Annotated in this window: 12 protein-coding genes; 7 read left to right on the top strand and 5 right to left on the bottom strand. The window is 72.3% G+C overall.

Going from position 1 to position 14,161, the window contains the following annotated elements; all coding sequences use genetic code 11:
* Positions 1 to 4: 4 nt before the first annotated feature.
* Positions 5 to 1,753, bottom strand: coding sequence for an MFS transporter (locus tag ACFYZJ_RS03265; RefSeq protein ID WP_388562312.1), 1,749 nt, complete (start codon positions 1,751 to 1,753; stop codon positions 5 to 7).
* 270 nt (positions 1,754 to 2,023) lie between these two features.
* Here ACFYZJ_RS03265 and ACFYZJ_RS03270 point away from each other — a divergent pair, with 270 nt between their 5' ends.
* Positions 2,024 to 3,454: an MFS transporter gene (locus ACFYZJ_RS03270; RefSeq protein ID WP_388562314.1), complete on the top strand. Its 1,431-nt coding sequence runs from the start codon at positions 2,024 to 2,026 to the stop codon at positions 3,452 to 3,454.
* Here ACFYZJ_RS03270 and ACFYZJ_RS03275 read toward each other — a convergent pair.
* Entirely contained in the window at positions 3,451 to 4,083 is a 633-nt protein-coding gene (locus tag ACFYZJ_RS03275; protein ID WP_388563349.1) for a response regulator, read from the bottom strand. The genes ACFYZJ_RS03270 and ACFYZJ_RS03275 overlap by 4 nt on opposite strands.
* Positions 4,084 to 4,390: 307 nt before the next feature.
* Here ACFYZJ_RS03275 and ACFYZJ_RS03280 point away from each other — a divergent pair, with 307 nt between their 5' ends.
* Positions 4,391 to 5,977 carry an alpha-L-arabinofuranosidase B gene (locus ACFYZJ_RS03280; RefSeq protein WP_388562316.1) on the top strand — a complete coding sequence of 529 codons (1,587 nt, stop codon included), beginning with the start codon at positions 4,391 to 4,393 and terminating at the stop codon, positions 5,975 to 5,977.
* Here the strand turns inward: ACFYZJ_RS03280 and ACFYZJ_RS03285 are convergent.
* Positions 5,955 to 7,262: a sensor histidine kinase gene (locus ACFYZJ_RS03285; RefSeq protein WP_388562318.1), complete on the bottom strand. Its 1,308-nt coding sequence runs from the start codon at positions 7,260 to 7,262 to the stop codon at positions 5,955 to 5,957. The genes ACFYZJ_RS03280 and ACFYZJ_RS03285 overlap by 23 nt on opposite strands.
* Before the next feature lie 341 nt (positions 7,263 to 7,603).
* Here ACFYZJ_RS03285 and ACFYZJ_RS03290 point away from each other — a divergent pair, with 341 nt between their 5' ends.
* The 3 genes from ACFYZJ_RS03290 (at position 7,604) to ACFYZJ_RS03300 (ending at position 10,613) form a co-directional block, all read left to right on the top strand.
* Positions 7,604 to 8,485 (top strand): MaoC/PaaZ C-terminal domain-containing protein, encoded by an 882-nt coding sequence (locus ACFYZJ_RS03290; RefSeq protein WP_388562319.1) that lies wholly within the window; start codon positions 7,604 to 7,606, stop codon positions 8,483 to 8,485.
* Between the two features lie 86 nt (positions 8,486 to 8,571).
* On the top strand, positions 8,572 to 9,648 hold the full coding sequence (locus tag ACFYZJ_RS03295; protein ID WP_388562321.1) for a Zn-dependent alcohol dehydrogenase: 1,077 nt from the start codon (positions 8,572 to 8,574) through the stop codon (positions 9,646 to 9,648).
* Positions 9,649 to 9,695: 47 nt separating this feature from the next.
* Complete coding sequence (locus ACFYZJ_RS03300) at positions 9,696 to 10,613, top strand: 3-oxoacyl-ACP reductase (RefSeq protein ID WP_388562323.1); 918 nt, start codon at positions 9,696 to 9,698, stop codon at positions 10,611 to 10,613.
* Positions 10,614 to 10,737: 124 nt separating this feature from the next.
* On the opposite strand, the gene ACFYZJ_RS03305 is transcribed toward ACFYZJ_RS03300, so the two are convergent.
* Both ACFYZJ_RS03305 and ACFYZJ_RS03310 read right to left on the bottom strand, forming a co-directional pair.
* Positions 10,738 to 10,902, bottom strand: a complete 165-nt coding sequence (locus ACFYZJ_RS03305; RefSeq protein WP_388562325.1) for a hypothetical protein — start codon at positions 10,900 to 10,902, stop codon at positions 10,738 to 10,740.
* A 51-nt stretch (positions 10,903 to 10,953) separates the two neighbouring features.
* Positions 10,954 to 12,252: a hypothetical protein gene (locus ACFYZJ_RS03310; RefSeq protein ID WP_388562326.1), complete on the bottom strand. Its 1,299-nt coding sequence runs from the start codon at positions 12,250 to 12,252 to the stop codon at positions 10,954 to 10,956.
* A 267-nt stretch (positions 12,253 to 12,519) separates the two neighbouring features.
* Between ACFYZJ_RS03310 and ACFYZJ_RS03315 the strand changes: the two genes are divergently transcribed.
* Positions 12,520 to 13,371, top strand: a complete 852-nt coding sequence (locus ACFYZJ_RS03315) for a Nif3-like dinuclear metal center hexameric protein (protein WP_388562328.1) — start codon at positions 12,520 to 12,522, stop codon at positions 13,369 to 13,371.
* Positions 13,372 to 13,384: 13 nt separating this feature from the next.
* On the top strand, positions 13,385 to 14,128 hold the full coding sequence (locus tag ACFYZJ_RS03320) for a zinc ribbon domain-containing protein (protein ID WP_388563351.1): 744 nt from the start codon (positions 13,385 to 13,387) through the stop codon (positions 14,126 to 14,128).
* The last annotated feature ends 33 nt before the right edge of the window (positions 14,129 to 14,161 follow it).

Below are 14,161 nucleotides of genomic sequence, written 5' to 3' on the forward strand. Positions count from 1 at the left end.
CTGCTCAGACCTCTGCCACCGGGACCGGCTCCCCCGGAAGGGACAGGTCCAGGTCCACCGGGCGGTCGTCGCCCGAGTGGGTCGCCGACGAGGCGACGGGGGCGTGGCCCGCAGCCCTGGCGGCCAGGACGTACGGGCCCTCGGCCGGCACGGCCAGCGTGTAGCTGCCGTCCTCCTCGGTCAGCGTGGCGCCCGCCTGGCGGCCCCGGCGGTCGATCAACGTGACCTTGGCGCGGGCCACCGGGGCGCCGTCGGCGGCCAGGACCCGGCCGCGGAAGCCGCGCAGCACCTCCTCGGCGCGCTCCAGGTTCGCGTCCTCCTCGCTGCTCGCGCGCAGCTGGGGCCGGGCCGCGGGGCGGCGGCCGGGCAGGAAGAGGGCGAGCAGCAGGCCGAGGGCGACCGCGGCCGTCGCGATCAGGAAGGAGACGCGGAAGCCGTGCATCGTCGGGATGGCGAGGCCCTGCACGTGGTTCGCCGTGTTCGCCAGAACCATGCCGATCACGGCGCTCGACACCGATGTGCCGATGGACCGCATCAGGGTGTTCAGGCCGTTGGCCGCGCCCGTCTCCGAGGCCGGGACCGCGCCGACGATCAGGGCGGGGAGGGAGGAGTAGGCGAGGCCGATGCCGGCGCCCAGGACCACCGAGGTGACGACGGTCTGCCAGGCCGCGTCCATCAGGCCGAGGCCGCCGCCGTAGCCGAGGGCGATGACGAGCAGGCCGATGATCAGGGTGACCTTGGGGCCGTAGCGGGCGGACAGGCGGGCGTAGACCGGGGCGGTGAACATCATCGTCAGGCCCAGCGGAGCCACGCACAGGCCCGCGACGACCATCGACTGGCCGAGGCCGTAGCCGGTCGCGGTGGGCAGCTGGAGCAGCTGCGGCAGGACGAGCGAGACGACGTAGAAGCTGACGCCGACCATGATCGAGGCGAGGTTGGTGAGCAGCACCTCGCGGCGGGCGGTGGTGCGCAGGTCCACCAGCGGCGCGGACACGCGCAGCTCCAGCACGCCCCACAGGAGCAGGACGACGACGGAGGCGGCGAACATGCCGAGCGTGGTGCCGGAGGACCAGCCCCAGTCGCTGCCCTTGGTGATCGGCAGCAGGAGCAGCACCAGACCGGCGGACAGGCCGAGCGCGCCCAGCAGGTCGAAGGAGCCCTTGGCGCGCATCGGGGACTCGGGTACGGCGAGGAGGGTCAGGGCTATGGAGAGGGCGCCGAGTCCGGCGGAGCCGTAGAACAGGGCGTGCCAGTTGGTGTGCTCGGCGACCAGGGCGGCGGCGGGCAGCGCGAGGCCGCCGCCGACGCCGATCGATGAGCTCATCAGGGCCATCGCCGAGCCGAGCCGCTCGCGGGGCAGCATGTCACGCATCAGACCGATGCCGAGCGGGATCGCGCCCATCGCGAAGCCCTGGAGCGTACGGCCGACGATCATCGGCAGCAGGGCGCTCGTGACGGCGCTGACCAGGGCGCCGACCACCATCACGGCCAGGCTGGTGAGCAGCATGCGCCGCTTGCCGTACAGGTCGCCGAGCCGGCCCATGATCGGGGTGGCGACGGCGCCGGAGAGGAGGGTGGAGGTCAGGACCCAGGTGGCGTTGCTGGGCGCGGTGTGCAGCAGCTGGGGCAGATCCTTGATGACCGGGACGAGCAGGGTCTGCATCACCGCGACCACGATGCCCGCGAAGGCGAGCACCGGCACGATCGCGCCGGACGGCCTCGGTGCGGGCTGGTCGGTCGTTGGGTGCGTCATTGGATCGGGGCCTCCAGGCCTGGTCGGTGACGTGCGGAAGCGGCCCGCTCCGGAGAGCGGGGGAACCGGTAAGTGCTGGATAAAGCACGTATGCACAGGCAACTATTCCGATGCTTCGGCGTACTAACGAATCCTTGACCGACCCATGGGTTTCTGATCCGCCGTCAGGAGTGCGGGGGGTTGCGGCGCAGGATGTAGGTCGTACGGCCGAGGCAGGGCTGGGCGAAATCCCGATGCGCGGGGCGTGGCGGCGTTGGGAGCATGACCGCCATGCTGCGAGCCGCCGAAGACACCGCCGTCAACCGTCGTACCGCGCCGCCCGCCTGGGTGGTCGTCGCCCTCGCGTGCGCGGGACAGTTCCTCGTCGTCCTGGACGTGTCCGTCGTCAACGTGGCGCTGCCGTCGATGCGAGCCGACCTCGGGTTGAGCGCGTCGGGGCTCCAGTGGGTGGTGAACGCGTACGCGATCGCCTTCGCCGGGTTCATGCTGCTCGGTGGGAGGGCCGGGGACCTGTACGGGCGCAAGCGGATGTTCCTCGTCGGGCTGGCCCTCTTCACGCTGGCCTCCCTCGCCGGTGGGCTGGCCCAGCGGGACTGGGAGCTGCTGGCCGCCCGGGCCGTGCAGGGGCTCGGGGCGGCGGTGCTCGCGCCCTCGACGCTGACGCTGCTCACCGCGGCGGTCCCGGAGGGCGCCGCACGGGCCCGCGCGATAGCGACCTGGACCGCGGTGGGCGCCGGCGGCGGCGCGGCGGGCGGGCTCGTCGGCGGGCTGCTGGTGGACGGGCTGTCGTGGCGCTGGGTGCTGCTGATCAACGTGCCGGTCGGCGGGGTCGTCCTGGCCGGGTCGGTGCGGTGGCTGGTGGAGAGCCGTGCGGGGGACGGGCGGCGCCTCGACCTGCCGGGCGCCCTGCTGGTGACGGCGGGGTTGGCGACGCTCGCCTACGGGATCGTGCAGACGGAGGCGCAGGGCTGGACGGCGGCGGCGACGCTGGTGCCGCTCGCCGCCGGACTCGCGCTCATCGGGCTGTTCCTCGCCGTCGAGGCGCGGGCGAAGGCGCCGCTGATGCCGCTGAAGCTGCTGCGGGTGCGGTCGGTGTCCTCGGCGAACGCGGCCATGTTCGTCTCGGGCTCCGCGATGTTCTGCATGTGGTTCTTCATGACGCTGTACGCGCAGAACGTGCTCGGCTACTCGCCCCTGGACGCCGGGCTCGCCCTGGTGCCCAGCTCGCTGGCCGTGGTGCTCGGCTCCAAGGTCGCGCCGCGGGTGATGCGGGCCGTGGGGGCGCGGAACCTGGCGGTGCTCGGGACGCTGGTCGCCGCGGCCGGGTTCGGCTGGCAGTCGACGATGACGGCGGACGGCTCCTATGTGACGGCGATCATGCTCCCGGGCATCCTGATGATGCTGGGCGCGGGCCTGGCGGGCACCCCGCTGGCCGCGCTCGCGACCTCGGGGGCCGCGCCGGGGGACGCCGGACTGGTGTCGGGGCTCATCAACACCTCGCGCACCATGGGCGGTTCGCTCGGCCTCGCGGTGATGTCCACGGTCGCGGCGGCGCGCACCGGGGGACGCGGCTCGGCCGACGCGCTCACGCAGGGCTATGCGGAAGCCTTCCGGACGAGCGGCTGGGTGCTGCTGCTGGGGGCCGTGCTGATGCTGGCGTGGCTGCCGCGCACGGCCTCCGGTCGCAACGGGGCCTACTAGAGCCACCCCTGCTGCCGCGCCTCCCGCATCGCCTCCATGCGGTTGCGGGTGCCCGTCTTGCCGATGGCGGAGGAGAGGTAGTTGCGGACCGTCGACTCCGAGAGGTGGAGCCTGGCGGCGATGTCGGCGACCGTCGCCCCGTCCACGGAGGCCTTCAGTACGTCGCACTCGCGCGCGGTCAGCGGATTGGGGCCGGCGCTCAGGGCCGCCGCGGCGAGGGCCGGGTCGATGACCGTCTCGCCGGTGAGCACCCGCCGGATCGCCGCCGCCAGCTCCTCCACCGGCCCGTCCTTGACGAGGAAGCCGGCGGCGCCCGCCTCCAGGGCGCGGCGCAGATAGCCCGGGCGCCCGAAGGTGGTGAGGATCAGCACCCGGCAGCCCGGAGCCTCCTCGCGCAGCTCGGCCGCCGCGTCCAGGCCGCTCTTCCCGGGCAGTTCGATGTCCAGCAGCGCCACGTCCGGGCGATGGGTCAGCACGGCGTCCACGATCGCGTCACCCGCCGCGACCTGTGCGACGACCTCGATGTCCTTCTCCATGCCGAGCAGCAGGGCGAGGGCGCCGCGCATCATGCCCTGGTCCTCGGCAAGAAGTACCCGGATGCATCTCGTCGGCCGGTGACCTCGGGGCATCTCGTTCACGAGCCAAGAGTACGGGCAGCGGGCGGGCCCGGGGGCGTACCGCCGACCGTGCCGCCAACTCGCCGACATGACCCGGCAATTAAAGAATCTCCATTGTTCCGCACCGCCGGTCTTGACGGATTCTGACCGTGCCCAAACAATCGGCTCGGCATTCGGAGAACTCCTGGCGAATTCCTGTGCACCAACTCCCGTAGTTGTTCGGAATTTCGACAGGGGACAGGTTCGGCATTTCGGTCGAACGTTGTTCGGTATATCGAATAGAGCCCGCACGGCCCTACCGCAACGGAAGAGGTACCCCGTGTCCCCCACGCCACCGCCCCCACGCCCGCAGCGCCTCGGAAGCACGGTCCTGTCCGCGCTGGCCGCGTTCGTGACCGTGGTCGCGCTCGCCCTCGGCCTCTCGGTCGGCGCCGCCGCGCCCCCGGCCGCCGCCGCGGGCTCGCTCCCGTGCGACATCTACGCCTCCGCCGGCACCCCCTGTGTCGCCGCGCACAGCCTCGTCAGAGCCCTCTACTCCTCCTACAACGGCCCGCTCTACCAGGTGAAACGCGCCTCGGACAGCGCGACGACGAACATCGGCCTGCTGGCGGCCGGCGGGTACGCCAACGCCGCCGCCCAGGACTCCTTCTGCTCCGGCACGACCTGCATCATCACCAAGATCTACGACCAGTCCTCCCGCCACAACGACCTCACCGTCGAGGGCGCCGGCGGGGCCGGAGCGGCCGATGTCGGCGCGCCCGCGGACGCCCTCCCGGTGACCGTCGGCGGACACCAGGTCTACGGCCTGGAGATCTCCGCCGGCATGGGCTACCGCGACAACGCGACCTCCGGTGTCGCGGTCAACGGGCAGGCCGAGGGGATGTACATGGTCACCTCCGGCACCCATGTCAACGGCCGTTGCTGCTTCGACTACGGCAACGCCGAGACCAACAACATGGACACCGGCAACGGCCACATGGACGCCATCAACTTCGGCACCGAGTGCTGGTTCTCACCGTGCTACGGGCAGGGCCCCTGGGTCCAGGCCGACCTGGAGAACGGCCTGTTCCAGTCGGATTCCGGCTACAGCAAGAACACCTCCAACACCGGCACGGGACCGCTTCCCTTCGTCACCGCGCTGCTGAAGAACAACGGCCAGAACCATTTCGCGCTGAAATACGGCAATGCGCAGTCCGGCGGTCTCACCACCACCTATTCGGGCGGTGAACCCACCGTCAACGGCGGCGGCTACTCGCCGATGCACCAGGAGGGCGCGATCGTCCTCGGCACCGGCGGCGACAACAGCAACGGCTCCATCGGGTCCTTCTTCGAAGGCGTGATGACCTCGGGCATCCCGACGGACGCGGCCGACGACGCGGTGCAGTCGAACATCGTGTCCGTCGGCTACGGCGGCGCGACCGGCTCGGCCGGCTCCCTCACGCCCGGTTCGGAGATCTCGCTGCGCGCCACGACCTCCTGCTGCACCGGTGACTACGTTCGCCACCAGAACGGCTACGCGGTCATCTCGTCGATCACGTCGAGCAGTTCGAGCCTCGACAAGAACGACGCCACCTGGATCGTCCGCCGGGGCCTCGCCGGCAGTTCCTGCGTCTCCTTCGAGTCCAGGAACTATCCGGGCGACTTCCTGCGGCACTACAACTACCAGCTCCACCGCCAGCCCATGGACGGCACCGCGCAGTTCAGAGCCGACGCCACGTTCTGCCCGCAGACCGGCAAGAGCGGCACCGGGACGTCGTTCGCCTCGTACAACTACCCGAGCAAATACCTCCGCCACTACGACTACAACGTCTACATCGCGAGCAACGGCGGCTCGAACGCCTGGGACAGCTCCACCTCCTGGACGGACGACGTGAGCTGGGTGGTCAGTCAGCCCTGGGCGCCGTAGCCGCCGGGGACGGTGACCGGAGGGGCGGCTCCACGGACGGTACGGGCTCCACCGGGAGTTCGGCGGTGACCGTGAAGCCGCCCTGCGGCGACGGGCCGGCCCGCAGGGATCCGCCCGCCGCCGCCAGCCGCTCCGTCAGCCCCTTCAGGCCGGTCCCGCCGACACCCGGCGGGGCCGGCTCCGCGGGAGCGCCGCCGCCGTTGTCGGCGACCGTCAGCCGGACGCGCTCGGGGGTCCCGTCGACACTGATCTCGCAGCGGGTCGCGCCGCTGTACCGTACGGCGTTGGTGACCGCCTCCCGCACCACCCAGCCCAGCAGGGCCTCGGTCTGCGGGACCAGGGGAGGACCGGAGCGGCGTACCACGGGTTCGATGCCGGCGGCGGTCAGGGCCGAGCGGGCCCGGTCCAGCTCCGTACCGAGGCTGCCCTCGCGGTAGCCGGTCACCGCCTCGCGTATCTCGGTGAGCGCCTGCCGGCCGACCGACTCGATGTCCGTCACCTGCGCCAGCGCCGCGTCCAGGTCGCGGGTGGCGAGTCGGCGGGCCGCCTCCGACTTCACCACGATCACCGAGAGCGTGTGGCCGAGCAGGTCGTGCAGGTCGCGGGAGAAGCGCAGGCGTTCCTGTTCCACCGCGCGGTGGGCCAGCTCCTCGCGGGCGGCGCGCAGTTCCCGCACGGCCTCGGACAGGGAAAGGATCACGGCGGTCACCATCGTCGACAGGAACGTGCCGTAGGCGACGTTGACCCCGTCCCAGCCCTCGCGCAGGCAGGAGACGGCACCCGCCACGGCGGTGAGGACGAGGCCCGTCCTGCCGAGCCACGCGCCGCGCACGACCGCTCCCGTGGCGAGGCCCAGCAGCGGGAAGAACAACAGCCAGTTGCCGCCGTACCCGATGGCCAGGCCGAAGGCCACCACGCCCATCACGACCAGCGCCACCCGTGTGGACCGGGCCTCGCGCGTCTGCTTGTGGAAGGCGCGGAACGTCACGTAGACGTAGCAGGAGTTGAAGACAAGCAGGCCCACACCGCCGATCCACGCGTCGGGGGTCTTGCCCTGGAAGAGGTCGGAGAAGGCGCCCATCCCCATCAGCAGCCACGGCAGCAGGGAGAATCCGGTGGGCGGCGGTCCCGGGTTCTCGGGCGTCCTTACGGCCTTCCGGGCGGCCCTCTGCTCGGCCTTGAACCGCTCCTTGTTCTCCTGCCAGTAGCGCTGCAGCTCCCGCGCCTGCCGGACGGCCGACCGCCACTCGGCCCAGTGGCACGCGACCCGACTCTTCCAGGACATCTCCCCGTTCCCCCGTTCCCCCGTCCGGATGGTCCCCACGCTCCCGCGGTACGACAGCACAGCGTACGAACGGGACGTCGTCCTTTCCTGCGTACGACGCTACGCGGGGCGCGGTACCGCCCGGCAGATGTCTTTGTCAGTGATCCGGCAGGACAAATGTCCCGGCCCGGCGACCTGCCGGCCACCGAGCTGACGCGACGTCAGGAGACTTCACAACGGTGGACCGCTGGGCTATACAGGGTTCCGCCGGACTGGAACGCGTTCCAGTTCCGCCCGAGACGACCTCGGTGCGGCCGACGGTGCGGACGGCCGCACCGAGGTCTCCAACGGTCAGGAGCCCCATGCCCATCGACGAAGCCTCGGCCCTCGCGGCCGAACCCCGGACCGGCGAGATCACCTGGACCCGCAAGGACGTGCAGCTCTACCACCTCGGCATCGGCGCCGGCATCCCCGCCACCGACCCCGACGAACTGCGCTACACCCTCGAGTCCCGGCTGCACGTCCTGCCCAGTTTCGCCACCGTCGCCGGCGCCGGCTCCCCGGGCGTGATCGGCGGTCTGTCCATGCCCGGCGTGGACGTCGACCTCGCCCGCGTCCTGCACGGCGGCCAGTCGCTGACGATCCACCGCCCGCTCCCGGCCAACGGCAGGGCCACGGCGACCTCCCGCATCGCCGCCGTGTACGACAAGGGCAAGGCGGCCGTACTGGTGATGCGCACCGATGTCGCCGATGCCGACGGGCCGCTGTGGACCAACGACGCGCAGATCTTCGTCCGTGGCGAGGGCGGCTGGGGCGGCGATCGCGGTCCCTCCGCGCGCCTCGACCCACCCACGGGCGAGCCCACCAAGGTCGTCGAACGGCCGACCCGCGAGGACCAGGCCCTGCTCTACCGCCTCTCCGGCGACTGGAACCCCCTGCACGCCGACCCGGAGTTCGCCGAGCTCGCCGGGTTCGAGCGGCCCATCCTGCACGGCTTGTGCACCTACGGGATGACGCTCAAGGCGGTCGTCGACACGCTGCTCGGCGGTGACGTGACCCGTGTGCGCTCCTACGCCACGAGGTTCGCCGGTGTGGTGTACCCGGGGGAGACCCTGCGCATCCGCATGTGGCGCCAGGGGGAGCAGGGGGCGCAGGGGGCGCAGGGCGTGGTGCGGGTGACCGTGGGTGCGGTCGAGCGTGGCGATGCGCCGGTCCTCGCCGACACGATCGTCGAACTCTCCTGAACCGCCGCCGAGCCGCCCGAACACTCCTGAGCCACCGAGCCGTCCGAACACTCCTGAGCCACCGAGCCTCCGAGGGGAGCCGCACCATGCGCGCAGCCGTACTGCACGAGATCGGCCAGGACAAGCTGGAGGTCCTCGACGACGTCGAGGTGACCGGCTTCGGGCCCGGCAGGGTCAGGATCCGGGTGCGCGCCACGGGGCTGTGCCACTCGGACCTGTCCGCGATGAGCGGGGTGCTGCCGCAGCCGGGGCCGTTCGTGCCCGGCCACGAGGGTGCGGGGGAGATCCTCGACGTGGGGGAGGGGGTCACCCATGTGAAGGCCGGTGACCGGGTCGTGGTCTGCTGGCTGCCCGCCTGCGGAGCCTGTCCCGCCTGCCGGCGCGGCCAGACGGAGCTGTGCCTGACCGGGTTCATGAACGCGGGCACCCCCAATTTCAGGCGCCCCGGCGGTGACGTCTTCGGCTTCGCGGGCACCGGCACCTTCGCCGAGGAGGTCGTCGTCGACGCGGGCTGCGCGGTCCCGATCCCCGACGACGTGCCGTTCGACATCGCCGCCCTCATCGGCTGCGGGGTGACGACCGGGCTGGGCGCGGCGCTCAACACCGCCGATCCCGAGGCGGGTTCGTCGGTGGCGGTCATCGGCTGCGGGGGCGTCGGCATCTCCGCGATCCAGGGGGTACGGCTGAAGGGCGCCGCCGAGATCGTCGCCGTCGACCCGGTCGCCTCGCGCCGGGAGGCGGCGCTGAGGTTCGGCGCCACCAGGGCCGTGTCACCGGACGAACTGCCCGACGCCAAGCAGCAGGTCACCGGCGGCGAGGGCTTCGACTACGTCTTCGAGGTCGTCGGGAAGTCGGCCACGGCCCGGACGGCGTACGAGAACACCCGGCGCGGCGGCACGCTCGTGGTGGTCGGCGCCGGGGCCATGGACGACTTCCTCCGGCTCAGCATGTTCGAGCTGTTCTTCGACGAGAAGCGGATCCTGCCGTCCCTGTACGGCGGTGGGGACGTCCGGCGTTCGTACGAGCGGGCCATCGCGCTGTGGCGCGCCGGGCGCATCGACCTGGCGGGCCTGATCACGCACCGGGTGCCGCTCGCCGAGATCAACCAGGCGCTGGACCAGATGCGGACGGGGACGGCACTGCGTACGTGCATCGAGATCTGAACCTCGTCCGATCCTCATGCGAACCACCCTGCGGCGAGAGGACGTTCATGTCACTGCCACTCGAGGGACGCACCGCCGTGGTGACGGGCGCCGGCCGGGGGATCGGCCGGGTCGAGGCACTGGAACTCGCCCGGCTCGGCGCGGCCGTCGTCGTCAACGACTACGGGCAGTCGTCCACGGCCCCCGCCGAGGCGGTCGCCGCCGAGATCCGCGCGGCCGGCGGCCGGGCCGTCGCCCACACCGGGGACGTGTCCGACTTCGAACAGGCCCGAGCACTGGTGGACTTGGCGATCGACCGGTTCGGAAAGCTCGACATCCTCGTCAACAACGCGGGCATCCTGCGTGACCGCATGGTCTTCTCGATGTCCGAGGAGGAGTGGGACTCGGTGATCCGGGTCCACCTCAAAGGCCACTTCAACACCATCCGTTTCGCCGCAGCACACTGGCGGGCCCGCTCCAAGGCGGCGGGCGGGCCGGTGTACGGGCGGATCGTGAACACGTCGTCGGAGGCGTTCCTGGCGGGCTCGGCCGGGCAGCCCAACTACGCGGCGGCCAAGGGCGGAATCGTCGGGCTCACCACGTCGACGGCGCTCGCCCTCGCCAAGTACGGCGTCACCGCCAACGTGATCTGCCCGCGCGCCCGGACCCGAATGACCGAGGACGTGTTCGCCCGCGTCGAACCCCCAGAGGACGGCCTGGACCCGCTCGCGCCCGAGCACGTCGCCCCCCTCGTCGGTTACCTGGCCTCACCCGCCGCCGCACAGGTCAACGGGCAGCTCCTCGTCGTACACGGCGGAATGGTGGCGATCGTCGAACGGCCGCGGATACGCGCGAGGTTCGACACCAAGCAGGACGTCTTCACGTACGACGAACTCGACGCGCTGCTCACCCCGCACTACGCCGAGCGGCCGCGGGACGAGACGTTCGCGGCGGTGGAGGTGCTGGGGCTGCGGCACGAGGGCTGAAGGGCCCGACGCGGGTTCCCGTGCGACGGCCCCGCCCGTCGCGGGGACGGGCGGGGCCGGAGAGACGCGGCAGTCGGCCGGATACGGCGACTGACGGGCCGTCACATGCGGCGGCAGAGCTGGTTCAGGCCGCCGTGCCGGTCTGTTGCTGCTCACCGGCCGGCTTGCGGTGCCGGCCGTGCGGCGCCGCCTCGTGGTCCTCGGCGGAGACCGGACCGCGGTGCTTGCCGTGCCCCGGGTTCTCCTGGACCTCGGCAGAGAGAGGGTGCGTGGTGCTGGTGTCGCTCATCGGAAGTGTTCACCCCGTCGAAAACATGATCCTTCGTACAGCCGGGCGAGTCTAACGGGCGGCGACGACAGCCGTGCCGGGGGCCGGGGGTGTCGTGCCGCGGCTGCCGCCCTGGCCCTGCGCGTGCCCGGGAAACCCGTCCCTACTCCCGGCCGGGGCCTGTCTCTTGCGGATCCACACGAGGGGCGTCGGAGCCGCGTCGGCGCGCCGTGGCGACAGCGCCTGCTGCAACGTGACCGGTCGGGCCACCGACGGCTCCGGAGGCCGCGGAACCGGCCGTTCACCCGTCTCACCCGTCTCCCGGGCCGGCGCGGCGACCGCCGCCCCGGGCACCTCCAGCCGCGCCACCCCACACCGCACCGCGCCCGCCGCGTACGGCAGCCGCAGCACCCCGTCCCGCGTCCACAACCCGGCCCCAGCCAACCAGCCCGTCGGCGCCGCGAGTTGGTGGACCCTGCGGTTCACGGGGCGCCAGACTCCGACCCAGCTGCCGGCGGGCCCGTCGATGCGCAGCGCCACCGCGCAGCTCTCCGGCGTCAGCGCCTGCCCCGGCTGGATGGCGAACGGGGTCACCGGGCGGTCCAGCCGCAGGCACTCGGGGAAACGGACCGGGAGGGTGCTCCCCAACACGCCCCAGCCGAGCCGCTCCCGGCCGGGTGAGGGCGCGTCCGAGCGGATCAGCAGCAGGCCGCTGTCCGGGTCGGCGAGCAGCAGCCGGTCATTGCTGCCGTCCGCGATCTGCAGCAGCGGCGACACCTCGCCGCCCCGCTCCAGATCGACCACCACCGTCTTGGTGGGACCCCTGTCCTGCGGCGTGCGGTCCACGGCCAGCAGCCGGCCGGTACGGTCCAGCCACACCCCGCCCGAGCATCGGCCCGGCACCTGAGCCACCCGCTCGGGCCCCCTGGCACCGCCCGCCACCAGCCACACCGCGCTCGCCCCCTGGTCCACCTCCAGCGCGAACGCCCGGTCCCCCGTCGGCGCGGGCGGCAGCAGCCGCAGCCGGGTGCCCTGAGTGGCGCACTCCACCGCGCCCAGCAGCCGCTCCCCGGTCCCCGGCCCCGTCGGATACAGCAGCGAGAACGTGTGCCGCCCGGCCGCGACGCGATGGACCAGCACCCGCCCGTCGGCCAGCGGCTGCACCTCGGTGCCGGGCTCCTCGGGCTGGTTGACGGGCAGCGCCACGGCGTACGGTTCCGGGCCGTCCAGGGTCCAGCGCTCCGGGTACCAGGACGCGCCGTCCAGGGCGAGACGCGCCGCGTACGAACCGTCCGCGGTGATCACGCATCCGGGCGCGGGCGCCCCTTCGGGGCCGGTCGTCGTGGCGGATGTGAAGGCACAGGCCGTCATCGTTCGGTCACCTCCGGCGACGAAGCTAGTTTTCGTACGCACAGGCGTGGAATCCCCGGGCCGCCGCTTCACACGTAAGGGTGTCGGTGCCGGGATTCCTGTGAATAAACGGGGGCGGCTGTGCTGCACGAGGGGCGCACGGACGGCCAACTCACCACCTGTTGCTGTGACCGGACGACGAGCGGCCCGGTGCGCGTTCCTCCCGCCGCCCGGTCGAACGACCCGCGCCCGGTGGGTCACCGCCGCGGGGCAGGTAGCCTTTTCCCCGTGCCCCGTCTGTCTGAAGTCATCGCCGCGCTGGAGAACCTGTGGCCCGCCGAGCGGGCCGAGTCCTGGGACGCGGTCGGCACGGTCGTCGGCGACCCCGACCAGGAAATCTCCCGGGTCCTCTTCGCCGTCGACCCCGTCCAGGAGATCGTCGACGAGGCGGTGAAGCTGGGCGCGAACCTGCTGGTCACCCACCACCCGCTCTATCTGCGCGGTACGACGACGGTGGCGGCCTCCACCTTCAAGGGCCGGGTCGTGCACACCCTGATCAAGAACGACATCGCGCTGCACGTCGCCCACACCAACGCCGACACCGCCGACCCCGGCGTCAGCGACGCGCTGGCGGGCGCGCTGGACCTCAGGGTCGTGCGCCCCCTGGTGCCGGACGCCACCGACCCGGAGGGCCGTCGCGGCCTCGGCCGCGTCTGCGAGCTGGACCACCCGCTGACCGTCCGCGAGCTGGCCGCCCGCGCCGCCGAGCGGCTGCCCGCCACCGCGCAGGGCATCCGCGTCGCCGGCGATCCCGAGACCCCCGTCCACACGGTCGCCGTCAGCGGCGGCTCCGGCGACAGCCTCTTCGACGCGGTGCGCGCGGCCGGCGTCGACGCCTTCCTCACCGCGGACCTGCGCCACCACCCGGCCGCGGAGTTCATCGCGGATCGCGCCCACCGTCCTCCCGCGCTGCTCGACGCGGCGCACTGGGCCACCGAGTGGCCCTGGTGCGAGCTGGCCGCCGCCCAGCTCGACGAGATCTCCGACCGGCACGGATGGGACCTTCGCGTCCACGTCTCCAAGACGGTCACCGACCCCTGGACCGCCCACGCGGCGTCCTCCGCCACCACTCACAGCTAATGGGAGCCCCCAACTGAACGCCGCGCCCGCCGACCAGATCCGACTCCTCGACGTCCAGGCCCTCGACGTCCGCCTGCAGCAGCTCGCGCACCGGCGGAAGTCCCTGCCCGAGCACGCCGAGATCGAGTCGCTGACCAAGGACCACGCACAGCTGCGCGACCTGCTCGTGGCCGCGCAGACCGAGGAGGGCGACTGCGCCCGCGAGCAGACCAAGGCGGAGCAGGACGTGGACCAGGTGCGCCAGCGCGCCGCCCGCGACCAGCAGCGCCTGGATTCCGGCGCGGTCACCTCGCCGAAGGACCTGGAGAACCTCCAGCACGAGATCGCCTCGCTCGCCAAGCGGCAGGGCGACCTGGAGGACATCGTCCTCGAGGTGATGGAGCGCCGCGAGGCCGCGCAGGAGCGGGTGGCGGAGCTGACCGAGCGCGTCGCCTCCGTCCAGTCGAAGATCGACGACGCCAGGGCGCGCCGCGACGCGGCCTTCGAGGAGATCGACGGCGAGGTCGCGTCGGTGACCAAGGAACGCGAGGTCGTCGCCGCCTCGGTGCCGGCGGACCTGCTGAAGCTCTACGACAAGCTGCGCGAGCAGCAGGGCGGCATCGGCGCGGCCAGGCTGTACCAGCGGACCTGCCAGGGCTGCCGGCAGGAGCTGGCGATCACCGAGCTGAACGAGATCCGCAAGGCGGCGCCCGACACGGTGGTGCGCTGCGAGAACTGCCGTCGGATCCTGGTGCGCACGGCGGAGTCCGGCCTGTAGGAGCGACAGGAAGCGACCAGAGGCGTACCAAGA

The organism is Streptomyces sp. NPDC001848 (assembly GCF_042891915.1).
Lineage (GTDB): Bacteria > Actinomycetota > Actinomycetes > Streptomycetales > Streptomycetaceae > Streptomyces.